Source organism: Rhodanobacter sp. UC4438_H5 (genome assembly GCF_052978405.1).
In genome coordinates, this window is record NZ_CM129672.1 from 277,578 (window position 1) to 300,814 (window position 23,237).

Consider the following 23,237-nt stretch of genomic DNA (forward strand, 5'->3'; position numbering starts at 1 on the left):
TATACTCATCCGATCACTATTTCGGAGAGCGTCGTGAAGCCGCGTCATCTGCTTGTTGCCCTTGCCACCCTCGGAATCACCGCCATGAGCCATGCCGCCGTTTCGCCCGTGCTGGTCATCCATGGCGGCGCCGGCGTGGTCGTGCGTGACATGACGCCGGCGAAGGAGCACGCCGTGCGTGCGGCGATGACCCAGGCGCTGCAGCAGGGTCATGCCCGGCTCAAGGCCGGCGACAGCGCGCTGGACGCGGTGACTGCGGCGATCACCGTGCTGGAGGACGATCCGAACTTCAACGCGGGCAAGGGCGCGGTGTTCACCCATGACGGGAGAAACGAGCTCGACGCGGCGATCATGGATGGCTACACCTTGCGTGCCGGCGCGGTGGCCGGAGTCGAGCACGTGAAGAATCCGATCCTGCTGGCGCGCGCGGTGATGGAGCATTCGCCGCACGTGATGCTGTCCGGCGCCGGTGCCGAAGAGTTCGCGAAGGAGCAGGGCATCACCCTGGTCGATGCCGCGTATTTCCGCACCGATGCGCGCTGGCAGCAATTGCAGCGGGCGCTGAAGGAGGATGCGGCAAAGCAGCCGCATGCGGACGTCGAGACGGCCAAACACTTCGGCACGGTGGGTGCGGTGGCGCTGGACGCGCGCGGCCACCTGGCCGCCGGCACCTCCACCGGCGGCATGACCGACAAGCGCTGGGGCCGCATCGGCGATTCGCCGATCATCGGCGCCGGCACCTACGCCAACGAGAGCTGCGCGGTCTCCGGCACGGGCTGGGGCGAGTTCTACATCCGTGCCGTCGCGGCACATTCGATCTGCATGAAAGTGACCCAGATGCGCGTGCCGCTGAAACGCGCCGCCGCCGAGGTGATCAACCAGCAGATCCCGTCGATGGGCGGCAACGGCGGCGCCATCGCGCTGGACGCGGAGGGCCACATCGCGATCCCGTTCAACACCGACGGCATGTATCGTGGCTGGATCGGCGCCGACGGCGTGCCGCACGTGGCGATCTACGGTGACGAGGATGACGGCACCACGGAAATCCCGGAGCCGGTTCCCGCCGAGAGCGACGCCCAACCCTGACGCGCTGGGCGGACACCGTCCGCCGCTCCCGGCCGCGGTGCACGGAAGAGCCGGCGGGCAGCGCGAGTCCTACCTGATTTTGCGCATCTGCGCGGGAGTGAGTTCGCCGCTGATGCCCAGGCGACTGCCGTCGGCGCGAATCACCAGTACGCGCGGGGTCTCGCCGCCCCAGGTCGGATCGAGCAGGAAGTTGAGGCGCTCGGGCATGGCTTCGGCGTAGGCGCGATTCGGGAGGCCGTCCACTTTCATGTGCTGCAGCCGTGCCTCGATCGCCCGGCGGCGTTCGATGCTGTCGGTGGTGACGATCACCAGTTCGATGTCGCGCGGGTGGGTGCGCTGCAGTTTGGCCAGCGCCTCCAGATTGGGCTCGCAATAGGCACAGTCCAGCGCCCACAGCGCGATGATCCGCTCGCCGTGCGTCGGCGGCTTCAGCAGCGCGGCGATGTCGCCGGCGGCCAGCGGTTGCAGCGTGCCGGCCATGGCCAGCACGGGGAACAACAGGGCCACGATCAGCACCAGTCGCTTCATGGCGTCACCCGGATCAGGCGAAAGCCTTGGGCCGTGTTCCATGCGACGAAGGCGTGGCCGTCCTTCTGCAACAACTGCGGCGAGCCGGCGGCGCCGGCGCTGCTCGCGATCTCGCGGGCAGCGTCGAAGTGTGCGCCGTTGTCGGTCGATCGGCGCAGCATCAGGCGATAGCCATCCGCATCGACCTGGTTCCAGGTCACCCAGACAGTGCGGCCATGCACTGCCACGTCGGCGTGGCTGGCGCCGGCCCCGGCGAGCTTCAGCAACTGCTGCGGCCGCTGGCCGGGATCGAGCTGGCCGTACCAGATTGCGGGACCGTGGCCGGCCTCGTACCACACCGCGTGACGCACGCCGTCGGCGCCGACGCCCAAGCCCGGACCATGGTGCGGGCAGCCGGCGATGTGCCAGTCGCTGAAGGTCGCACGCTCGACATGGGGTGCACGGCCGTCGGTGTGCAGCACGGCAAACGCGTGGTCGCGGATGTTGTCGCCATAAATGCCGCGGAAGAACGCGGCGACCTCGCCGTCGGGCATGCGCGCCAGCGCGATGCGGCAGCATTCGCAACTGTGGTCGACCAGCCTGCGTTCCGGCACGAAGCTCTTGCCGCCATCGTCGGACCAGCTGTAGTACACCGCGGCACCTTCGTACGGCCGGCCGGCTGCCTTTGCGGCCTCGAGATCACGCTTGTCGATCCAGGCGACCACGATGCGGCCGTGGCCATCCACGGCCAGCGCATCGAAGCGATGGGTGATCTCGGCGCGGTCGTGGTGCACGGTGATCGGCGTGCTGAAGTGTTCGCCGCCGTCCACCGAACGGGCGAACCGCACGAAGCCGGTCCACGGCGCGGCGCGCGGCTGCGACCAGCTCACGTAGAGCTCGTCGTGCGGACCGAAGGCGATCTTCGGCCGGTTCTCGCCTTCGCTGTAGATGCGTTCGGCGACCGCGTTCACCGGCATCGGCGCGCTCAGCGTGCGACCGTCGTCGTCGGAGCGGCGCAGCCGCACGTGGCCATCGGCCGCGTCCACGACGTACAGGCCGCCATGGCTGTCGAACGCCGCGCTGGCGCCCAGCGCGGGGCTTTTCGGCATCTCCATGTGCATGCCGTCGTGGGCGAAGGCGACGGCCGAGAGCAGGCAGAGCAGGGCGATCAGCAGGTGGCGCATGGAGTGTTCCTCGGGTTTTCGGCCTTGCTTCCCCTGCCCGCAAGGGGAGGGCGGGAGTGGATGTCACAACTCCCAGCGCAGCTCGCCGAACCAGGTACGACCGGCGTAGGGATGGTAGACCCAGTAATGTGTATTGCCGATGTTGTCCACGCCCAGCGCGGCAGTCCAGGCCGGCGCGAATTTCCAGCGCAGCTTTGCGTCGGCGACGGTGAAACGGCTCACCGCGCCGTAGCTGTCGACGTGGTCGCTGTTGTCCAGGCTGCCGTACTGGCGGCCGGAGTGGCGGATGCCCAGCGAGGCGTCCCACTGTGGCGCGAACCGGTAATCCGCGAACACGCTGGCGCGCAGCTTCGGGATGCGCGGAAATACCTTGCCCTCGGCCAGCGGGTACTGGCGATCGCGCAGCGTGCGGGCATCGTTGAAGGCGAGGCTGGCGGACAGGTCGAGCCCGTCGAGCCAGACGTCGTGGAAGTCGAACGCGCCTTCGATGCCGCGTCCGCGCATGCGGTCGATGTTCTGCACGCTGGTCACGCTGGGGCTGACGGTGATGTCCGTCTGCGTGTACAGCGAATCGGCGATCAGGTCCTGGTACAGCGAGACGCGCCAGTGGCCGTTGCCCGTGTGGCGGGTCAGGGTGAGGTCGGTGGAGCGGTCGACTTCCGGCGCGAGCGCGGGATTGTTGTTGACGATGGCGCCGGCCGAGATGCTGCCCTGGAACAGTTCGGACGCGGTGGGGTAGCGCACCGCCTTGCCCCAGGCCAGTCGCAGCTCCCAGTTCTGTGCGAAGTCCCAGGTCAGCGCAGCCTTGGGCGAGAAATCGGTGCGCTTGCGGTCGGCGTAGCGCAGCGTGTCGACGGCGTTGGCGAGCACGCCGCGGTAGGCGCGCCATTGCTCCAGCCGACCGCCGAGGGTCAGCGTCCAGGTGTCGGTGAAGCTCCACACGTCCTGCAGGTAGGCGGCGCGGGTCTGGGTGCGGCCGGCGTAGACGCTGCGCAATGCTCCGTCGGCGCCGCTGCGCCAGTCGCTGGCATCGCGCACGCGCGTCGTCAGCACGTAGCGGTCGCCGTGCACGCCGGCGTACAACAGGTGGCGCTCGCCGAGCGGGCCGGAGCTGCGCAGGTCGAACGTGTCCCAGCCCGAACCATCCTTGCTCGCCACGGTGCCGGGGCCGCCGCGTGGCCTGCCGGGCTCGGCCAGGCTGGCGCTGTGCAGTCGCGAATGCCGGAAATCGTAGTGGCTGGCGACGGCGGTCCAGCGCCAGTCGTTGTCCAGCGTGCCGTTCAGTTCGAGCCCGTACAGCAGGTGGGTGTCGCGCGCATTCGACGGCGCCAGGCCGCTGGCGGGCAAGGTCCAGGTTTTGCCGGCCGCGTCGATCACGCCGCCGCTGACCAGGGTGCCGTCGGCATCGCGGATCAGGCTGCGGGTGCGATCCTCGGCGCGGTTGTGCCACCAGCCCACGGTGGCCAGCGCCGCGACATGCTCGCCGAGGTCGAAGCCGAGCTTCAGCTTGGCCTGGTCCTGCACGGTGTGCTCGATGCTGTTGGCGCCGTAGACCAGCCGCGGCGAACCGTTCGGGTTGCGGTCGGCGGTGGCACCGGTCACCGGCACCGCGAGCGCCGGATCGCCGCCGGCCCGGGCGGTGGCGTACTGCATCGGTTGGCCGTGGTTGTCGAGGCGGCTGTATTCCAGCAGCCAGCTGAAACGCCCCCGCTTGTCGCCCAGGGTGAACGCGGCCTGGTGGCCGTCGTAGTGGCCGCCGGCGCCGTAATCGTCGGCATAGTCCTGGCTGAAGAACCTCGCGTCGACGCTGGCGGTGAACTGCTGCGGCAGCACGGTGTGGATCAGCACCGTGGTGCCCAGCGAGTTGCCCGGATACAGCGCGGAATACGGTCCGTACAGGATGTCGACCGCGCCGATCTCGCCGGGCGCGACCATGCCCCAGCGCGGTGCGCCATCCCAGCCGTTGGTCATCAGGTTGGAGAGCAGCAGCCCGTCGGCATAGACCAGGCTGCGCGCGCTCTGCAGGGTGCCGGCGTTGCGGCCGCTGATGACGGCGTTCGGATCGCCGATGTAGCGCTTGCGCACCTGCATGTTCGGCACGTACTTCAGTGCATCGGCGCTGTCGGTGCTGTTCTGCCGCTGCAGTTGCAGGCGCGTCACGCGCACCTGCACGGCGGGCGTCTCGGTGACCATGGTGTCGCTGGCGTGTACCGAGACCGGCGACAGCGTCACCGGGTGGGTGGGATCGGAGGCCAGCGCGGGGCTGGCACACAACACGAGCGCAAGTGCGCAAAAGCCGGAGGGGAGGCGTTTCAAAGTGAAACTCTGGATGGGGGTCCAAGGTTCAATCATAGTCCGCTGCACGCGGTGCGACAGACGGCAACTTGTCGCAGCATGGAGCGTGCATGGGATGCGCGCGGCACCAAAAGGTGCCGGCGCCGAACCTCACTCCTCGCCGGGGCGCTCGCGCACCGGGTGCTTGCCGAGCTTGCGCTGCAGCGTGCGGCGGTGCATGCCGAGCCGGCGCGCGGTCTCGGAAATGTTGCCGTCGCATTCGGTGAGCACGCGCTGGATGTGCTCCCACTCGAGCCGGCGCAGGGCCAGCGGCTGTTCGGGGGCGTCCGGCGGCTCGTTGTCTTCGGGCGCGGCGGCATCGCCGTCGAGCAGGGCGCGCACCACCGCGTCGGCGTCCACCGGCTTGGCGAGGTAGTCGTGCGCACCTCGCTTGATCGCCTCCACCGCGGTGGCGATCGAGGCATAGCCGGTCAGCAGCAGCACGCGCAGGTCCGGCACCAGGGTATGCAGCTCGGGGATCAGTCGCAGGCCGTTCTCCTCGCCGAGTTTCAGGTCCAGCACGCAGTAGCGCGGGCGATGGCGGCGGGTCAGCGCGCGTGCCTCGTCGAAATTGCTGGCGGTGATGACCTCGAAGCCGCGCGAGCCGAGCGCGCGGGCCAGCACGCGCAGGAACGTGGCATCGTCGTCGACCAGCAGCAAGGGGCGCACCGGATCGGCAAGGGGCGACTCGGTCATGGTTCGGTTTCCTTCACTCGGGCAGGCGTCCATTCTTGCCGGAAGCGGCGCCGGTTGCACGCCTGGCGCGTCAGCGCCCGGTATCGACCGGTTCGGCGATCACCGCCAGCGGCAGCCGCAGGCACATCTCGGCGCCCTGTTCGACGTTGCGCGCCACCAGTTCGCCGCTCAGGCGCTCGGCCGTGGCCTCGGCCAGCGCCAGGCCGATGCCGAGCCCGCTCTGCTTGCGCGAATAGCCGAGCCGGGTCAGTTCGTCGGCGGTGTCGAAACCCGGGCCGCGGTCGGACACGCTCAGCTCCAGCCAGCGGTCGTCGCGGGTGATGCGCAGCGACACGGCATTGGAGCCGTTGGCCGCCGAGGCGTCGGCGGCATTGTTGAGCAGGTTGATCAGCGCATGGCGCAGCCCGGCCGGCGTGCGCAGCACCAGCGCCGCCAGCGTCTCGTCGAGGCTCAGGGCAAGCTCCGCTTCGGGCCGCAACAGCTGGAAGCGCTCCAGGCAACCGTGGATGAACTTGTCCACGCGGATGCGCTCGGGGTCCTGCGACAGCTGCGCCTTGCCGAAGGCGATCATCTCGCGCAGGATCGTGCGGCAGCGATCCACCTGGTCCTCCAGCAGCGCCAGATCCTCGTCCAGCAGCGGGTTGCCGGCGTGTTCGCGGCGCAGCTCCGGCAGCAGCGTGCGCATGGTCGACAGCGGCGTGTTCAGCTCATGCGCGGCCCCGGCCGCCTGGGTGGCGATGGCCAGGATGCCCTCGCCGCGCAACGCGCGTTCGCGCACGCGCTGCACCTCTTTCTGCTGCTCGCGCAGCACCCGCGCCAGGCGGCTGATGAAGAAGCTGAGCAGCAGCGCCATGATGACGAAGTTCACGCCCATCCCCGCCACGTGCAGCGAGAACCGCCCGGGCGCGCTGCCATGCGGGGGCAGCGGCAACGGAACATGCGCGTAGAGCAGGATCACGTAGGCCACGCCGGCCAGCGCCGACACCGCCAGCACCGAGCGCCCGGGCAACGCCGCCGCGGTGAGCGCTATCGGCACCAGCAGCAGGGTGATGAACGGGTTGCTGGCGCCGCCGGTGAAATACAGCAGGTAACCCAGCACCAGCGTGTCGAACGCGATGTGACAGACCGCTTCCCACTCGCGCAGCGGCCACGGTTGCGCCAGCCGCCAGGCGGCAAACACGGCGAACACCGCCAGCACGCCGATGCCCAGCAGCAGCGGCAGCAGCGGAATCTGCAGATCCATCCACCATGCGCACACCAGCACCGCGGTGCTCTGGCCGGCGATCGCGCACAGCCGCAGCCACGCCAGCGCGCGGGTCAGTGCGTGGGGTCCTACCTGTCGGATGACGATCTGCTGTGGCATGGCAGGCAATGTGTTGCGCGGTGTCGCGACCCGCCGGGTCGGCGGGTCGCCTGATCGCCGCCGGGCTTACTGCTCCGAACCGATCGTCGGCAGCGGCGCCGGGTTGTTGTGCGCGTGATGCTGTGCCGACAGCTTGCGCATCAGCGGCAGCACGGCCAGCGCGATCACGGTGCAGGCGATGCCGGCCCAGCCCAGCTTGCTGAACAGGCTGGTGTAGATCGGCATGGTCTGCAGCGGGTCGGTGATGTTCTCCGGAATGCTGGCGAAGTTGGCCACGATGCCGCCCAGGTACTGCGACACGCCCGAGGCGACGAAGTACGCGCCCATCATGAAGCCGCCCATGCGCTCGGGCACGTAGCGCGCGATCATCGCCAGGCCCAGGCCGCTGACCAGCAGCTCGCCCAGCGACGAGGCGCCGTAGCCCCACACCATCACCCACGAGCTGGTCTTGCCATCCACCGCGAAGTGCGCGGCCCAACTGTAGATGAAGAAGCCCAGCGCCACCGCGGCGAAGCCGAGCGCGAACTTGGTGGCGATGGAGATGTCCTTGCCGCTGCGCCCGGCGGCGTTGTAGAGCAGCGCCAGGATCGGGCTCAGGATGAAGATCCAGATCGGGTTGAACGACTGGAACTGCGCCGGCGCCCAGTTCCACAGGTGGACGCCGAATACGTCGAAGCTCGGGTTCACGTTGCGCAGCGCGAACAGGTTCAGCGAGGTCGACATCTGCTGGTAGAAGATGAAGAAGAACACCGTCTGCACGGTGAGCACCAGCGCGGCGATCAGGCCGGCGCGCTCGGAGCGCTCGCTGGTGCCGATCAGCCAGGCGAAGATGCCCAGCACCACCGCGGCGGCCACATAGACGAAGATGCGCGCCACTTCTTCATGGGCCAGCACGTAGGCCGAGGCGAACACGGTCAGCACGCCGACGCCCAGCACGGCCAGCAGCTTGCCCACGTGCATCGGCTGTTCGTCCGGCGCCGAACCGACGTGGTTCAGCGTGTGGCGCATCACCAGGTAGTTGGCCAGGCCCACCAGCAGGCCGAACGAGCACACCGCGAACGCGGCATGCCAGCCCAGCTCGTTGCCGTAGTGCAGGTTCACGTAATCCTTGATCCACGGCGTGAGCAGCATCGAGAACGTCGAGCCGATGTTCACCGCCATGTAGTAGATGGTGAACGCGCTGTCGATCTTGGAGTCGTCGCCCTCGTAGATCTTGCGCACCAGGTTGCCGGCGTTCGGCTTGAACAGGCCGTTGCCGACCACGATCACGCCCAGCGAGCAATACAGGAACCAGACGCTTTCGGTCGGTACGGCCATCAGCCCGTAGCCGACCGCCAGGATGGTGGCGCCCAGCAGCATGGTGCGCCGCGTGCCGAGGATCTTGTCGCCCACCCAGCCGCCGATCGCCGGTGCCACGTAGATCAGCGCCGCCGCGGCGCTCCACACCAGGTTGGCCTGCTCATCGGGGAAGCCCAGGCGCTGGACCATGTAGTAGACGATGAGCGCCTGCATACCGTAGTAGCCGAAGCGCTCCCACATTTCGATCAGGAAGACGGTGCTGAAGGACTTCGTCTGCGAGACGGCTGGGTTCTGGGTGGCCATGTTTTCCCCGGGCATTGGTTCAAATCCTGGTGGCGTGCGCACACGCACCGGTGCCGCTGGACCCTGAACGGATCACAACCGGGCAAGGGTAGCGCATCCCCCCAAAGGTCATAGCTGCACCGCCGCATGACAATTCGTGCGCTGCGTGCTTGCGCTGTGTGCGCCCGATGGGGCGGAGGAACGGCTGTGGCATCATGGCGTGCCCGCGTTCCGCGGCGCGACAGGAGCCCGTTCGCCATGCCCCAGGCAAGCTTTCCCCGGACCGCGCGCGTCCGCGTTTCCTCCCGCACCGGCGCCGCGTCGCCGGTGTCGGCCTGAAGCGGAGGCGCAGCATGCCGGCCGAGGGTTTTCGGGGTCCGCGCCAGGTCTGGAACGCGTTTCGCTGGTCGATGAAGGGGCTGCGCGCCGCCTGGCGCCACGAGGCCTCGTTTCGGCTGGAGGCGATGCTGGCGGTGGTGCTGATTCCGCTCGGCCTGTGGCTGGGCGAGGGTGGCGTGGAAAAGCTCCTGCTTGTCCTCGCGCCGCTGCTGGTGCTGTCGGCGGAGCTGCTCAATTCGGCGATCGAGGCAGTGGTGGACAAGGTCAGCCCCGATTTCAACGAGCTGGCCGGCCGCGCCAAGGACATGGGTTCGGCGGCCGTGTTCGTGCTGCTGGTGCTGGTGGCGTTGAGCTGGGGCCTGATCCTGCTGCCGCGCTGGTTTTAGCTCCCGGTCGTGCTCATTGCGCCGGGACAGGCCGGATGCTGCAATGCAGATCCGTCCGCTCAGGAGCGATGCCATGAAAATCTTGCGTACCTTGATGATTCTGCTGCTGGTCGGCTTGATGTCCGGCTGCGGCTACAACGCCATGCAGCGTCAGGACGAGGCGGTCAAGGCAGCCTGGTCCGAAGTGCTGAACCAGTACCAGCGCCGCGCCGACCTGGTGCCGAACCTGGTCAACACGGTCAAGGGCTATGCCCAGCACGAGGAGAAGGTCTTCGTGGAGGTGACCAACGCGCGCGCCAAGGTGGGCAGCCTGCAGGTCAACGCCGACACCATCAACGATCCGCAGAAGCTGCAGCAGTTCCAGGCCGCACAAGGCGAGCTGGGCAGCGCGTTGTCACGGCTGATGGTGGTCAGCGAAAACTATCCGCAGCTGAAGGCCGACGGCCTGTTCCAGAACCTGCAGGCGCAGCTGGAAGGCACCGAGAACCGCGTCACCGTGGCGCGCAACCGCTACGTGCAGGCGGTGCAGCAGTACAACGCGATGATCCGCACCTTCCCCAACAACATGACCGCCAAGATGTTCGGCTACAAGGTCAAGCCGAACTTCAGCGTGGACAACGAGAAGGCCATCTCCACCGCGCCCAGGGTGGATTTCGGCACCAGTGCGCCAGCGCCCGCGACTTCGGCGCACTGAAGTGATCCGCCGCCTGCTGCCGCTGCTGGCGTTGCTGCTGTGCCTGCCGGCGGCGCTGCAGGCGGCGGTGCCGCAACTGGCGCGGCACGTGACCGATCTCACCGGCACGCTCAACGCGGCCCAGGTCGACCAGCTCGACGCGCAACTGGTGGCGCTGGAAAAGGCCAAGGGTGCGCAACTGGTGGTGCTGATGGTGGGCAGCACCGGCGAGCAGCCAATCGAGGAGTACTCGCTGGCGGTCGCCGAAGCCAACAAGATCGGCCGCAAGGGCACCGATGACGGCGTCCTGCTGCTCGTCGCCAAGAACGACCGGCGCGTGCGCATCGAGGTCGGTTATGGCCTGGAGGGCGCGATCCCCGACGCCGCCAACGCGCGCATCATCCGCGAGTACATCGCGCCGAAGTTCCGCACGGGCGACTATTTCGGCGGCATCCACGACGCCGTCGGCGCGCTGACCCAGCTGATTGACGGCGAGCCATTGCCGCCACCGGTGGAAGGGGCGCCGCGCGAGGATCGCGGCCTCGGGCTGCAAGGCATGTTGATGATTGCGTTGTTCGCCGCGATCTTCCTGCGCGGCGTGCTGGGCCGGGCGCATGCGCTGGTACGGGTGCCGCTGGGCGGCGCGCTGATTGGCGGCCTGTTGTGGCTGCTGGTTTCCGTCGGCGCCGGCGTGCTCGGCGCGGTGGTGGGCGGCATCGTGATGCTGCTGCCTTCCGGCGGCGGGCGCTCGATCGGCGGTGGCGGCTGGGGCGGTTTCGGTGGCTTCGGCGGCGGCGGCTTCGGCGGCGGAGGTTTCGGCGGCGGAGGTTTCAGCGGAGGCGGCGGCAGCTTCGGCGGCGGCGGTGCCTCGGGGAGCTGGTGACATGACGCGCATGCAACGAGTGCTGGCAAACATGTTCGAGGGCTGGTTCCAGCTGCGGCGGCGTTTTCCCGCCAGCTTGCTGGACGAGATCACGGCTGCCATCGCCGCCGGCGAACGCGGTCACCACGGCGAAGTGCGCGTGGCCATCGAATCGCGACTCCACCCGCTGGCCGTACTGGGCGGACTTGACGCAGCCATCCGCGCGCGCCAGCTGTTCAGCCAGCTGCGCGTGTGGGACACCGAGCACAACAGCGGCGTGCTGCTGTACGTGCTGCTGGCCGAGCATCGCATCGAGATCATTGTCGACCGCGGCATTGCCGCACGCGTGTCGCCGGCGGCATGGGCCGGCATCTGCACCACCATGCGCAACCACTACGCAAACGGCGAATGGCGCGAAGGCAGCCTGGGCGGCATCGCCGCCACCCACGCCCTGCTGCTGCAGCACTTTCCCGCCCACGACAAGGCCAATCCCGACGAGCTGCCGGATCGGCCGGTGTTGCTGTGAACGCGCGCGGGCGTGTCCCGTGGCCAGACCGGCACTCGTAGGAGCCCGCTCGCGGGCGACGTTTTTGCAGGTCCCTGGTCCGAGACAAGAGCATCGCCCGCGAGCGGGCTGCGTGCCTGCGCCCGCGGCATCTTTCCGAATCCTTGCGTGACGCTACACTTGGCCTTTGCCCGATCGGCCCCTTCCGCATGTCGCAGCCTTTTGTCGCCCAATTCGATCCGGTCGCCTTCCATGTCGGCCCGGTGCAGGTGCACTGGTACGGCCTGATGTATCTGCTGGGCTTCCTCTTCGTCGCCGTGCTGGGCGAATACCGGCGCCGCCGCGGACGCCTGCCGGTGAGCCGCGACGCGCTGGGCGACTTGCTGTTCTACGGCATGCTGGGCGTCATCGTGGGCGGGCGCATCTGGTACATGCTGTTCTATTACGAGGGCGGCATCGGCTGGATCTGGCGCGAGCCGCTGGTGCTTTTCAAGGTGTGGGATGGCGGCATGAGTTTCCACGGCGGTCTGCTCGGCGTGCTCGCCGCAGGCTGGTGGTGGTCGCGGCGCAACGCGCTGCACTTCTTCGACACGGTCGATTTCGTGGCTCCGCTGGTGCCGCTCGGACTGGGCCTGGGACGGCTCGGCAACTTCATCAACGGCGAACTGTGGGGCAAACCCGCGCACCATGCATGGGCGATGATTTTCCCCGGCGCACAGGCCGAGGACATCGCCTGGGCCACGGCGCACCCGGCCTGGCTGCCGCAGCTGCAGCAGTTCGGCGGGCTGACCCGACATCCCTCGCAGCTCTACGAACTGTGCCTTGAAGGCGTGGTGATGTTCGTGGTGCTGTGGCTGGTGTCGATGAAACCGCGGCCGCGTTACCTGGTGTCGGGTTTGTTCGCGCTGCTGTACGGCGTGTTCCGTTTCGCGGTGGAGTTCGTGCGCGTGCCCGACGCGCAACTGGGCTATCTGTTCGGCACCGACTGGGTGACGATGGGACAGATGCAGTCGCTGCCGCTGATCGCGGTCGGGCTGGTGCTGATCGCCATGTCCCGCCGCGCGCCCACCTTGGCACTGGCGAATCCGGCGTAGGGCGGGCACTGCCCGCCAAGTTCCTGACGTACGTGCGGCGGGCATTGCCCGCCCTACAAACTGGCCGGCCCCTCGTAGGGCAGGCACCGCCCGCCGGCCGTTCCCGGCACGGCAATGGTGGCATCGCCCGAACTGCGGGCGACGTCAGAAGTTGCGGTCGCCGCCCAGGATGTCGCCCAGGCCGCCGAGGATCGAGCCCTCGCCGCGACGTTGCCCGCCGCCCTGCGGCGCGGCTGCCAGCATGCGACCGGCCAGTCGCGAGAACGGCAGTGATTGCAGCCACACCGTGCCCGGGCCGGTCAGCGTGGCCAGGAACACGCCCTCGCCGCCGAACAGCATGCTCTTGATGCCGCCGACCGCTTTCACGTCCATGTCCACGGTGTCGTGGAAAGCCACCACGCAGCCGGTGTCCACGTCCAGCCGTTCGCCGGCGGCCAGCTCGCGTTTGATCATGGTGCCGCCGGCATGCACGAATACCCAGCCGTCGCCTTCGAGCTTCTGCATGATGAAGCCTTCGCCGCCGAACAGGCCGGTGAGGATCTTGCGCTGGAAGAAGATGCCCAGTTGCACGCCGCGCGCGCCGGCCAGGAACGCGTCCTTCTGGCAGATCAGCCGGCCGCCGTGGTCGGAGAGTTTCATCGCCAGCACGGTGCCGGGGTAGGGCGCGGCGAAGGCGACCCTGGCCTTGCCCTGGCCGCGGTGGGTGAACACCGTGGTGAACAGGCTCTCGCCGGTGATCACGCGCTTGCCGGCGGAGAGCAGCTTGTCCATCAGGCCGCCGCCGCTCTGGCCGCCGCTGGAGCCGTCGCCGAACACGGTATCCATCTGCACGCCGGCCTCCTTGTACATCAGCGCGCCGGCCTCGGCGATCGCGCTTTCGCCCGGATCGAGTTCGATCTCGACGAACTGCATGTCCGTGCCCACGATCGTGTAGTCGATCTCGTCGGCGCGTCCGCTGCCCAGCGTCGCCGGCACCGGCGGCGGACCCATCGCCGCGCCCAGTTCGGCCACGCTGCGGATCGCCTTCCACTCGGTGAAACCTTCGCGCCAGCAATAGCCGTCCGGCTGGCGCCGGGCCTGCGCCATCGCGGCGGCGTCATCCAGCGGGCCGACGCGTTCGGTATTCTTGCCGTAGCTGAAAAACCACGCTGCCATGACCGTCTCCGTGCGGAAAAGCCAGAGTCTAGCCGTGGCCCCTGCAGGAGTGCACCTTGTGCGCGATGCTCTTGTGCCGTGCCTCGAAGAGCATCGCGCACAGGGTGCGCTCCTGCCTATACTTGGCCGATGCATCCATACCTCGACCTGCTCCGCCACGTCCTCGACCACGGCACCCCCAAGGCCGACCGCACCGGCACCGGCACGCGCAGCGTGTTCGGCTGGCAGATGCGGTTCGACCTTGCGCAGGGTTTTCCGCTGGTCACCACCAAGAAGCTGCACATCAAGTCGATCGTGCACGAGCTGATCTGGTTCCTGCGCGGCGACACCAACATCGCCTACCTCAAGGAACACGGTGTGCGCATCTGGGACGAGTGGGCCGACGCCAACGGCGATCTCGGCCCGGTCTATGGTCAGCAGTGGCGCGCGTGGCCGACGATCGACGGCGGCACGATCGACCAGATTTCCTGGGTGGTGGACGAAATCAGGCGCAACCCCGATTCGCGGCGGTTGATCGTCAGTGCCTGGAACGTCGGCGAGTTGCCGAAGATGGCGCTGATGCCGTGCCACACGCTGTTCCAGTTCTACGTGGCCCCTTCGTCGGGCCCGGGACAGGCTGCCAGGCTCAGCTGCCAGCTCTACCAGCGTTCGGGCGACATCTTTCTCGGCGTGCCGTTCAACATCGCGAGTTACGCGTTGCTCACGCACATGATTGCGCAGGTCTGCGGCCTGGCCGTGGGCGATTTCGTGCATACCCTGGGTGACGCCCATTTGTACGACAACCATGTCGAGCAGGCACGCTTGCAGCTGAGTCGCGAGCCGCTGCCGCTGCCGCGGCTGGTGCTCAATCCCGAGGTGCGCTCGGTGTTCGATTTCCGTTGCGAGGACATCGCGATCGAAGGCTACCAATCGCACCCGGCGATCAAGGCCGCGGTGGCGGTCTGATTCCGTGCGCGGCGCGGCCTGCTAAGATTCCAGACATCCCGCGGCGCCCGAGTGGCCGCCTTTTCGATGATCACGATTGCAAGGATTTCCCATGGCCATCTCGCTCATTGCCGCACTCGATGAAAACTTCGCGATCGGCCGCAAGGGCCAACTGCCATGGCACCTGCCGGACGATCTGCGCTGGTTCAAGCAGCTGACCGTCGGCAAGAATGTGCTGATGGGCTACAACACCGCCGTCTCGATCGGCCGCGCGCTGCCGGACCGGGTCAACATGGTGCTCACCCGCCGCCATGAGGCGCCGTTTCCCGGCCAGATCACCGTGCGCTCGATCGAGGAGGCGCAGGCGCGTTGCAGCAACACCGGCCTGTTCGTGATCGGTGGCGGCATGGTGTTTGCCGAGGCGCTGCCCAACGCGCGGCGGATGTACCTGACCTGGGTCAGCGCGGCAATCGACGGCGCCGACACGTTCTTCCCCGGCGTGCACTTCAGCGATTGGACTGAAGTCTCGCGCGTGCACCACAAGGCCGATGCCGAGCACGCCTACGACTTCGACATGGTCGAGTACCTGCGCAACGCGTGATGCCCGCAACGGTCATGCACGTGATGGCTGGCGTCCTGCTGGACGACAATGGTTGCGTGCTGCTGGCGCAGCGCCCGGCAGGCAAGCATCTGGCGGGATTCTGGGAGTTCCCCGGCGGCAAGCTCGAAGCCGGCGAGACACCGCTGGCGGCACTGGCGCGTGAACTGCTGGAAGAGCTGGGCATCCACGTGCGCGACGCCGAGCCCTTGGTCTGCTTGCCGTGGCGATACGAGGATCGGGAGCTGCTGCTCGATGCCTGGCGCGTCTCGTCGTGGCGCGGGGAACCCCGTTCGCTCGAAGCACAGCCGTTGCAGTGGATGCTGCCGGCAAGCGTCGACCCGATGATCCTCGCTCCCGCGGACCGGGTGATTCTGGCTGCGCTCGGGTAGGGCGGGCACCGCCCGCCGCTTTTCTGCACAGCAGCCAGCGGGCGGTGTCCGCCCTACTCGCCGAAGTTGCGCCCTCCCGAGTGGCGCGGTTCGACGCAACCCCAGTCTGGGGGATAGATACCTTCTCGAACCGCGCGGTGAAAACTGGAGTATGGCCAATCTTTCACCTGCGCCACGAGCCCATGTTTGGCCGGGTTGTAGTGTGTGTAATCCATATGGGCGTGGTAATCGCGGATATTGCGAATCCTGTGCTCCCAGAACCGGGGTTGCCACAAGCCGCTGTCGCGACGTGGACCGGTTGCGTGCGGCAGATCCGAGTGTCTGGAGAAGCTCGCCTTGATGAGGCCCCAGCGAGTGGAAAAATCCTGGTCGCCAGCCGGCAACGTCCAGATGGCATGCATATGGTCGGGCAGGATCACCCAGGCATCGATGTGGAACGGCATCCGTCGAAGTACCGCGGCTACGCTTTGGCGCAAGATGGACGCCGAGTGTTCATTCGCCAGAAAACGGCGTCGCTGCGCAGTGACCACGGTGAAGAACCAGGTGGCGCCGTTGACCCGGGCTCGTCGATAGTTCGGCATGTACATGAGGCTAACCGGCCGGCGTGTGGGGGCAACGTCGGCGCGCGACCATGGATGTTGTCGGGGGTTGCGGCCAAGGTTGGCGGGCGGTGCCCGCCCTACACGGCGATCCTGTAGGGCGGGCACCGCCCGCCGCTCCTTCGCACGAGGTCGGTGGGCGTTGCCCGCCCTACGCGGTGGCCAGTGCCAGGTACCGCTGGTGCAGTTCGGCCACGGGCTGATCCAGCGCGCTTTCGTCGCCGCTGTTGTCGATCACGTCGTCCGCGAGGGCGAGGCGCTCGGCGCGAGTGGCTTGCTGCTCGATCATGCGCCGGGCCAGGGCCTCGTCGACGCCGTCGCGGGCGATCAGGCGAGCCAGTTGCACCGACTCGGGGACGTCGACCACCAGTACGCGGTCGACCCAGCGGTACTGCGCGATGTTCTCCGCCAGCAGCGGGATCGCCAGCAGGCAATACGGCGCGCTCCCGCTCTGCGCGCGTTCGCGCAACCAGGCACGCACGCGCGGGTGGATGATGGCTTCCAGCCTGCGTCGCGCGGCGGGATCGGCGAAGACGCGCCGGCGCATCGAGGGACGATCCAGCTCGCCGCGGTCGTCCAGCACGTCCGCCCCGAATGTGGCAACCACCTCGGCAAGGCCTTCGCTGCCGGGTGCGATCACCTCGCGGGCAGCCACGTCGGCGTCATGCACCGGCACGCCCAGCGCCTCGAAGCGCCGCGTCACCGCGCTCTTGCCGGCGGCCACGCCGCCGGTCAACGCCACCACGAGGCGCGGCCCGCCGCTCATCGCAGGCCGGTGAAGTGCATGTAGCCCTGCAGCAACTGGGGACCGGCCATGAACCACACCCAGCCGGCGGCGGCCAGGAACGGTCCGAACGGCATCGGGATTTCGCGCCCGTGCCTGCGCAACGCGATCAGGCTGCCGCCCACCAGGGCGCCGATCAGCGAGGACAGCAGGATCACCGGCAGCAGGGCCACCGGCCCCATCCACGCGCCCAGCGCCGCCAGCAACTTGAAGTCGCCGTGGCCCATGCCTTCCTTGCCGGTGAGCAGCTTGAACGCCCAGTAGACGCTCCACAGGCTCAGGTAGCCGATCGCCGCACCGATGATCGCCGAAGGCGCGCTGGCGAACAGCGGGATCAGCGACAGCACCATGCCCAGCCACAGCAGCGGCAGGGTCAACTGGTCCGGCAGCAACTGCGTGCGGAAGTCGATGCCGGCCGCGGCGATCAGCACCCAGGTGAACACCAATCCTGCCAGCGCGGTCCAGGACGGTCCGAATTTCCAGACCACCAGCGCGCTCAGCACGCCGCTGAACAGTTCCACCAGCGGATACTGGATCGAGATCTTCGCCTTGCAATAGCGGCAGCGTCCGCGCAGCAGCAGCCAGCCGAACAGCGGAATGTTGTCGGCCGCCGACAACGGATGCTTGCAATGCGGGCAGTGCGAAGGCTCGCGCACGATACCCGGCGGCAGCGGCGCGTCATCCGCCGGCAACTCCAGCACCTCGCGCGCCTCCCGGCGCCAGCTTGCGGTCATGCGCTCGGGCAGGCGCAGGATCACCACGTTGAGGAAACTGCCCACCAGCAGGCCGAGCACGGCGGCGAGGGCGATCCAGACGGCGAGGGGTAGTTCGGGCATGCGTCGGCCTTGTGCGTTCATGGTCCCCGGGCGGGGCAGGGTTCAAGGGTACGGTGCCGGGGCGCCGCCCACAAACGAAAGCGGCGGGCAGTGCCCGCCCTACGAGATATCACGCCGTAGGGCGGGCACTGCCCGCCGCTTTTTGTTTCGAGCGCTCTAGAACGTGCCGGCCAGCTTGAAGATCGGCAGGTACAGCGCGATCACGATGCCGCCGACCAGGGTGCCCAGCACCACCATGATGAGGGGTTCGAGCAGGGTGGAGAGGGTGTCCACCGCGTTGCTGACCTCTTCCTCGTAGAACTCGGCGACCTTGAACAGCATGCTGTCCAGCGAGCCGGACTCCTCGCCGATGCCGGTCATCTGTACCACCATGTTGGGGAACAGGCCGGTCTGTTTCATGGCCAGCTGCAACTGGTGGCCGACCGAGATGTCGTCGCGCATCTGTCGCACGGCGTCGCCGTAGACGATGCTGCCGGTGGCACCGGCCACGGCATCCAGGGCTTCCACCAGCGGCACGCCGGCGCGGAAGGTGACGCCCAGCGTGCGGGCGAAGCGGGCGATCGCGGAGTTGCGCACGATGTCGCCCATCACGGGCATTTTCAGCGCAAGGCGATCCAGGAAGTGGGCGAACTTCGGCGAGCGCTTCTTGCCGATGACGATGGCGGCGATGCTGCCGACGATGATGCCCACCACGATGTACCAGTAGCCCTGCATGAACTCCGAGGCGTCGACCAGGAACTGGGTCGGCGCGGGCAACTGCGCACCCGCGTCCTGGAAGGTCTTGGCGAACACCGGCACCACGAACAGCAGCATGATCAGGATGACGATGAACACCACCGCCAGCACCATCATCGGGTAGAACAGCGCCTTCTTGATCTTCTTCTTGATCGCCTCGGTGCGTTCCTTGTAGGTGGCCACCGTGTCCAGCACGGTGTCCAGCACGCCCGAGGTTTCGCCGGCATGCACCAGGTTGCAGTACAGCTCGTCGAACTGCACCGGGTAGCGGCCCAGCGCCTCGTGCAGCGAGGCGCCGCCCTCGATGTTCTGCTTGACGTCGAGCAGCACGTTCTTGAAGCGGACGTTCTTCTGACCGTCGGCGATGATGTCGAAGGACTGCACCATCGGCACGCCGGAAGCCATCATGGTGGCGATCTGGCGGCTGAAGATCGCCACGTCGCCCGGCTTGATCGTGCTGCCGGAGGCGCCGAACAGCGGCTTGGCCCGTTCGCGCACGGTTTGCGGGTTCATGCCCTGGCGGCGCAATTCAGCCTTGACCAGCGAGGCGTTCTTGGCGGGCATGTCGCCCTTCATGCGCTTGCCGCGCTTGTCCAGCGCCACCCATTCGTAAGTGGTCAGTTGACTGACCTCGGCCCGCTGGGCGCCGAGCGCACGCGTCTTGTCTGCCCTTGCTTTTGCGGTTGCGGTAGCCGTGGCCATGCGCATCTTCCCCCGATGGTTCGATCTCGAAGCCGGCGCGCGGGCCGGCTGGCAAGTCATTTTCTACAGCTTAGGTCATTTTCGGCGCTGCAAACCGTGGCGCCTTGCGCAAGTTCCGCAGCGCTGCAGCCCCGCCGGGCGTCATTCCTTGGTCACCCGGTCGATCTCGGTGAGACTGGTCAGCCCCTGCTTCACCTTGAGCAGGGCCGAGGCGCGCAGGTCGTTGACTCCGGCGGCCTTGGCCACTTCGGCGATCTGCATCGCATTGCCGCCCTGCAGGATGATCTTCTGGATATCCTCCAGCATCGGCATCACCTGGTAGATGCCCACGCGGCCCTTGTAGCCCTCGTTGCAGCCCTCGCAACCCACGGCCTGGTAGATGGTCAGGCCGGCGTCGATGTCGGCCTGGCTGAAGCCGGCATCCAGCAGCACCTTCGGCGGCAGCTCGATCGGCTTCTTGCATTCGTGCAGGCGCCGGGCCAGGCGCTGGGCGATGATCAGGGTCACCGACGAGGTGATGTTGTAGGGCGCGATGCCCATGTTCATCAGGCGCGCGATCGTCTGCGCCGCGTCGTTGGTGTGCAGGGTGGACAGCACCATGTGGCCGGTCTGCGCGGCCTTGATCGCGATCTCGGCGGTTTCCAGGTCACGGATTTCGCCGACCATGATCACGTCCGGGTCCTGGCGAAGGAACGAACGCAATGCGCTGGCGAAGGTCATGCCGCGCTTGGCGTTCTGCTGCACCTGGTTGATGCCCTCGACGCGGATTTCGACCGGGTCCTCCACCGTGGAGATGTTGCGCTCGGCGGTGTTGAGCATGTTCAGGCCGGTGTACAGCGACACCGTCTTGCCCGAGCCGGTGGGGCCGGTGACCAGCACCATGCCGTAAGGCTTGTGGATCGCATCGACGTAGAGCTTCTGCTGCTCCGGCTCGTAGCCCAGTTTCTCGATGCCGATCTTGGCCGCCGAACCGTCGAGGATACGCAGCACGATCTTCTCGCCGAACAGCGTCGGCAGCGAGCTGACGCGAAAGTCGATCGCGCGGGTCTTGGAGAGGTTGAGCTTGATGCGGCCGTCCTGCGGCACGCGCTTCTCGGCGATGTCCAGCTGCGCCATCACCTTCAGGCGCGAGGAGATCCGGTTGGCCATCTTCATCGGCGGGCTGGCCACGGCCTTCAACATGCCGTCCATGCGCAGGCGCACCCGGTACTGGGTTTCGAACGGTTCGAAATGGATGTCCGAGGCGCCGCGGCGAATCGCGTCGACCAGGATCTTGTTGACGAACTTCACCACCGGGGCGTCGTCCGTGGCATTGGCGTCGATGCCGGTGGATTCGGCCTCGTCGCTGCCCACCTCCAGATCCAGCTCGTCGAACTCGCCGGTATCCATGTCCGGCATGTTGTCGCGCATGGAGTTCAGCAGGTTCTCGATCGTCCGCTGCAGCGAACTGCGCTCGACCAGGATCGGCTCGACCAGGCAATTGGAATGGAACTTGATCTCGTCCAGCGCGTGCGACTGGGTCGGGTCGGCGATGCCCACGAACAGGCGCTTGCCGCGCCGGAACAGCGGCAGCGCCTGATGCTTGGTCATCAGCGCCTCGCTGATCAGGTCCAGCGGCATCGTGGTCGGGTTGAGCGAGGTCACGTCCATCATCGGCATGCCGAACTCGAGCGAAAGCACCCGCGTCAGCTGCGCGTTCTCGACCAGGTTGTGATCCAGCAGCCACGCGCCCAGCGACACCTTGCGTTGCGTGCTGTCGACCATCGCCTTGCGAACGTCATCCTCGGGCAGCAGCCCTTCGGACACCAGGCGGCGCGCCATGCCGGTCAGGCCTGCGAGCGACGGTTGCGGTTGCGATGACATAACTTACGTGACCCTTTCCCCGTATGTGGTTGAATCTACCGCAGTCTGGCGCTCAGGTCATCCTTTGCCTGCGCTTCGATCCGATAGGGTGATGCAGCGCACAAGCCGGCAGCCGCGCCAGGCTTGGCGCAGGCGTCGGACGGCTTGCCGAATGGACAAGCAAGAATCGAACCGCATCGGCACGCCGTGTGATCGAATCGCATCATGGGTGTCCCCCGGCTTTCCAGGCAGCGAACTCCGAAGGGCGCAATTGATACCGCGCAATATTGCCTTCGTGCAATTGCAGCAACTCATTGAGGGCCATGGCAACGAAAGCTTCCCTGTCCTCGGCGGCCACGTTATCGCCAGCCAGGGGCTGGATCACCTCGGCTGTGGCGGCGAGGCCGTCACGAACCACTCGGCCGACGACTCGCAACAGCTCGTCGCGATAGCGCAGGCGCAGTGGATCGGGTTCGGGCAGCGCCTGCTTGATCAGGGTGTAGCGGCGGCACGAGCGTTCGTAGGCCCAGGCAAAAACATCGCGCAACAATTCGACGCGGTTGAGTTCATACACGGCCAACGTGCCATCGACATACGCGGCCTTGGGGACATCCACGAACGACAGCGGCGCCAGGTTTTGCTTGATCAAGGGGATGTTCGCCGCGAGCCGGGACACGCGTTTGTTGACGTCAACGAAAGGTTGCAGATAAGGCAGTTGCACCATCACGAAAAACGCTTGTTCAAAAGCATCCTCGATGGCGGTTGCCTTGGCCAGCAAGGTATCGAAGCCGTCGACGATCTGCTGAGGAATGGCGACAGGGTGGTAAACCGTACCCGTGATGCCGATGTCGATCCCGCGCAAGCGTCCACCGGCCCCAGTGTCCGTCAGCAGGTTCTCCGCCAGCAGGGCGTGCAGGTTCTGCAGGGTGTAACGGTTGAACCCGATCAGATCCGCTTGGCCCACCAGCATCTCGATGGCAGCCTTGTGGTTCAGGATCATCTGGGCTTCCAGGCGATCCTTTCCCGCGGCATAGCGGCCGAACTCGACCAGGTTCTGCGTGTCCAGCCGTGAATAGGTGTTGCCTTCCAGGCGGCTCGATGACCACGAAAGATCGACCAGCAGGCGATCCATGACTTGGCGTGCGTACGTTCCGGCCGGTTGCAGATCAGCTTGCGAACGGCCGAGTTCATGCAGATGTGCACGCAGGTCACGCGCCAGGTAGAAGCTGTGGTTGGGCTGGTAATCGTCGAGAAATTTTCGCTGGTAGCCGACCGGCGTGCGCTGGAACAGGGGGCGGCGCATCAGGGTGCGCAGCTCGCTCCCTTCAGGGGAAAGGGGAATGTCGTCGTCGATGCCCGATGGATTCGTGCCGCTGCTGTCGCGAATATCCAGTGCCGAGGATGGCAGGGGGGGGTGGTAACGCCGGGCCGGTCCCTTGCCCTCCGCTCGTAGCCGCCCGTCCCGCACCAGTCGAGCCAGCCTGCGTTGCAGGGTTCGCCGGGGCAGGTTCGGAAAGCGCCGACCCAACATGTCTATGGATGCGCCGTGGCCGCCGTCTTCGATGGCGGCGACCAAGGCGTCCAGTTCTGCCGCAGGCAAGGTTTTTGGCATGACCGGTGTCTCTCGCAAGAAGTGGCGCAATCGGCATCATGGCCACGATTGCGCCATATAAAGTGGCGCGATGCAAGCGGAAAGGGCTATTGCGCCATATACAGTGGCGCGATACAGGCGGAAAGAGCTATTGCGCCACATAAAGTGGCGCGATAGGCACAAGGTCGTGTGCGGCAACACAGCCTGCGCGAGCTGACAGCTCAGGGCGGGCGGCGCGTCACACCTGCTCGAAGGGGAATCAGCGGGAGTTGTCGTCAGCAACTTTTTCGCCGCCGCCAACGCGGCCCCAACCAACTGATCCAGGTTGTAGTAGCCGCTCCACGAAAGTCACGTGCGGTTTGTCCTTCGCCAACTCCGCGTACTGCTTGAACAAGGCCCCGTTCTCCGCACGTGGTACGGGGTAGTGCCTGTTTCGAAATGTGCCGCCGCCGACCACCAATTGGCCTTC

Annotated in this window: 22 protein-coding genes; 9 read left to right on the plus strand and 13 right to left on the minus strand. The window is 67.0% G+C overall.

The window, feature by feature from the left end:
- Positions 1–84 precede the first annotated feature (84 nt).
- The gene (locus ACVCL9_RS01230) at positions 85–1,086 is read left to right on the plus strand and encodes an isoaspartyl peptidase/L-asparaginase family protein (RefSeq protein WP_447099408.1); all 1,002 of its coding nucleotides are present in this window, start codon (positions 85–87) and stop codon (positions 1,084–1,086) included.
- Between the two features lie 69 nt (positions 1,087–1,155).
- On the opposite strand, the gene ACVCL9_RS01235 is transcribed toward ACVCL9_RS01230, so the two are convergent.
- The 6 genes from ACVCL9_RS01235 to ACVCL9_RS01260 form a co-directional block, all read right to left on the minus strand.
- A complete protein-coding gene (locus tag ACVCL9_RS01235; RefSeq protein ID WP_447099407.1) occupies positions 1,156–1,614 on the minus strand; it encodes a hypothetical protein in 459 nt (152 codons plus the stop codon).
- A complete protein-coding gene (locus ACVCL9_RS01240) occupies positions 1,611–2,777 on the minus strand; it encodes a sialidase family protein (RefSeq protein ID WP_447099406.1) in 1,167 nt (388 codons plus the stop codon). The genes ACVCL9_RS01235 and ACVCL9_RS01240 overlap by 4 nt, the downstream gene beginning before the upstream one ends.
- 63 nt (positions 2,778–2,840) lie before the next feature.
- Positions 2,841–5,129: a TonB-dependent receptor gene (locus ACVCL9_RS01245; RefSeq protein ID WP_447099405.1), complete on the minus strand. Its 2,289-nt coding sequence runs from the start codon at positions 5,127–5,129 to the stop codon at positions 2,841–2,843.
- A gap of 93 nt (positions 5,130–5,222) precedes the next feature.
- Entirely contained in the window at positions 5,223–5,807 is a 585-nt protein-coding gene (locus ACVCL9_RS01250) for a response regulator transcription factor (protein ID WP_395117065.1), read from the minus strand.
- A 70-nt stretch (positions 5,808–5,877) separates the two neighbouring features.
- Positions 5,878–7,170: an ATP-binding protein gene (locus ACVCL9_RS01255; protein ID WP_395117067.1), complete on the minus strand. Its 1,293-nt coding sequence runs from the start codon at positions 7,168–7,170 to the stop codon at positions 5,878–5,880.
- A gap of 66 nt (positions 7,171–7,236) precedes the next feature.
- Positions 7,237–8,772, minus strand: a complete 1,536-nt coding sequence (locus ACVCL9_RS01260) for a peptide MFS transporter (RefSeq protein WP_395117069.1) — start codon at positions 8,770–8,772, stop codon at positions 7,237–7,239.
- A 332-nt stretch (positions 8,773–9,104) separates the two neighbouring features.
- On the opposite strand from ACVCL9_RS01260, the gene ACVCL9_RS01265 reads away from it, so the two are divergent.
- From ACVCL9_RS01265 to lgt, 5 genes are all read left to right on the plus strand, one after another.
- On the plus strand, positions 9,105–9,476 hold the full coding sequence (locus ACVCL9_RS01265) for a diacylglycerol kinase (RefSeq protein ID WP_395117071.1): 372 nt from the start codon (positions 9,105–9,107) through the stop codon (positions 9,474–9,476).
- A 73-nt stretch (positions 9,477–9,549) separates the two neighbouring features.
- Positions 9,550–10,170 carry a LemA family protein gene (locus ACVCL9_RS01270; RefSeq protein ID WP_447099404.1) on the plus strand — a complete coding sequence of 207 codons (621 nt, stop codon included), beginning with the start codon at positions 9,550–9,552 and terminating at the stop codon, positions 10,168–10,170.
- 1 nt (position 10,171) lies between these two features.
- Entirely contained in the window at positions 10,172–11,032 is an 861-nt protein-coding gene (locus tag ACVCL9_RS01275; RefSeq protein ID WP_447099403.1) for a TPM domain-containing protein, read from the plus strand.
- A gap of 1 nt (position 11,033) precedes the next feature.
- Positions 11,034–11,537, plus strand: coding sequence for a TPM domain-containing protein (locus tag ACVCL9_RS01280; protein WP_447099402.1), 504 nt, complete (start codon positions 11,034–11,036; stop codon positions 11,535–11,537).
- A gap of 188 nt (positions 11,538–11,725) precedes the next feature.
- The gene (lgt, locus tag ACVCL9_RS01285; protein WP_447099401.1) at positions 11,726–12,610 is read left to right on the plus strand and encodes a prolipoprotein diacylglyceryl transferase; all 885 of its coding nucleotides are present in this window, start codon (positions 11,726–11,728) and stop codon (positions 12,608–12,610) included.
- Between the two features lie 144 nt (positions 12,611–12,754).
- Here lgt and ACVCL9_RS01290 read toward each other — a convergent pair whose 3' ends face one another.
- Complete coding sequence (locus ACVCL9_RS01290) at positions 12,755–13,765, minus strand: TIGR00266 family protein (protein WP_395117079.1); 1,011 nt, start codon at positions 13,763–13,765, stop codon at positions 12,755–12,757.
- Between the two features lie 129 nt (positions 13,766–13,894).
- Here ACVCL9_RS01290 and ACVCL9_RS01295 point away from each other — a divergent pair, with 129 nt between their 5' ends.
- The 3 genes from ACVCL9_RS01295 (at position 13,895) to ACVCL9_RS01305 (ending at position 15,679) form a co-directional block, all read left to right on the plus strand.
- Positions 13,895–14,710: a thymidylate synthase gene (locus ACVCL9_RS01295; RefSeq protein ID WP_447099400.1), complete on the plus strand. Its 816-nt coding sequence runs from the start codon at positions 13,895–13,897 to the stop codon at positions 14,708–14,710.
- Positions 14,711–14,801: 91 nt separating this feature from the next.
- Positions 14,802–15,290 carry a dihydrofolate reductase gene (locus ACVCL9_RS01300; RefSeq protein ID WP_447099399.1) on the plus strand — a complete coding sequence of 163 codons (489 nt, stop codon included), beginning with the start codon at positions 14,802–14,804 and terminating at the stop codon, positions 15,288–15,290.
- Positions 15,290–15,679 (plus strand): NUDIX domain-containing protein, encoded by a 390-nt coding sequence (locus ACVCL9_RS01305; RefSeq protein ID WP_447099398.1) that lies wholly within the window; start codon positions 15,290–15,292, stop codon positions 15,677–15,679. Before ACVCL9_RS01300 ends, ACVCL9_RS01305 begins: the two co-directional genes overlap by 1 nt.
- Positions 15,680–15,732: 53 nt before the next feature.
- Here the strand turns inward: ACVCL9_RS01305 and ACVCL9_RS01310 are convergent, their stop codons facing one another.
- The 6 genes from ACVCL9_RS01310 to ACVCL9_RS01335 form a co-directional block, all read right to left on the minus strand.
- Positions 15,733–16,266 carry an REP-associated tyrosine transposase gene (locus ACVCL9_RS01310; RefSeq protein WP_447099397.1) on the minus strand — a complete coding sequence of 178 codons (534 nt, stop codon included), beginning with the start codon at positions 16,264–16,266 and terminating at the stop codon, positions 15,733–15,735.
- 163 nt (positions 16,267–16,429) lie between these two features.
- Positions 16,430–17,044, minus strand: coding sequence for a dephospho-CoA kinase (coaE, locus tag ACVCL9_RS01315; protein WP_447099396.1), 615 nt, complete (start codon positions 17,042–17,044; stop codon positions 16,430–16,432).
- A complete protein-coding gene (locus ACVCL9_RS01320) occupies positions 17,041–17,898 on the minus strand; it encodes a prepilin peptidase (RefSeq protein ID WP_447099395.1) in 858 nt (285 codons plus the stop codon). The genes coaE and ACVCL9_RS01320 overlap by 4 nt, the downstream gene beginning before the upstream one ends.
- A gap of 156 nt (positions 17,899–18,054) precedes the next feature.
- Positions 18,055–19,335 (minus strand): type II secretion system F family protein, encoded by a 1,281-nt coding sequence (locus ACVCL9_RS01325; RefSeq protein ID WP_395117093.1) that lies wholly within the window; start codon positions 19,333–19,335, stop codon positions 18,055–18,057.
- Positions 19,336–19,476: 141 nt separating this feature from the next.
- Positions 19,477–21,198 carry a type IV-A pilus assembly ATPase PilB gene (gene pilB / locus ACVCL9_RS01330; RefSeq protein WP_447099394.1) on the minus strand — a complete coding sequence of 574 codons (1,722 nt, stop codon included), beginning with the start codon at positions 21,196–21,198 and terminating at the stop codon, positions 19,477–19,479.
- 202 nt (positions 21,199–21,400) lie between these two features.
- Positions 21,401–22,789, minus strand: coding sequence for a Fic family protein (locus ACVCL9_RS01335; RefSeq protein WP_447099393.1), 1,389 nt, complete (start codon positions 22,787–22,789; stop codon positions 21,401–21,403).
- Positions 22,790–23,237 lie beyond the last annotated feature (448 nt).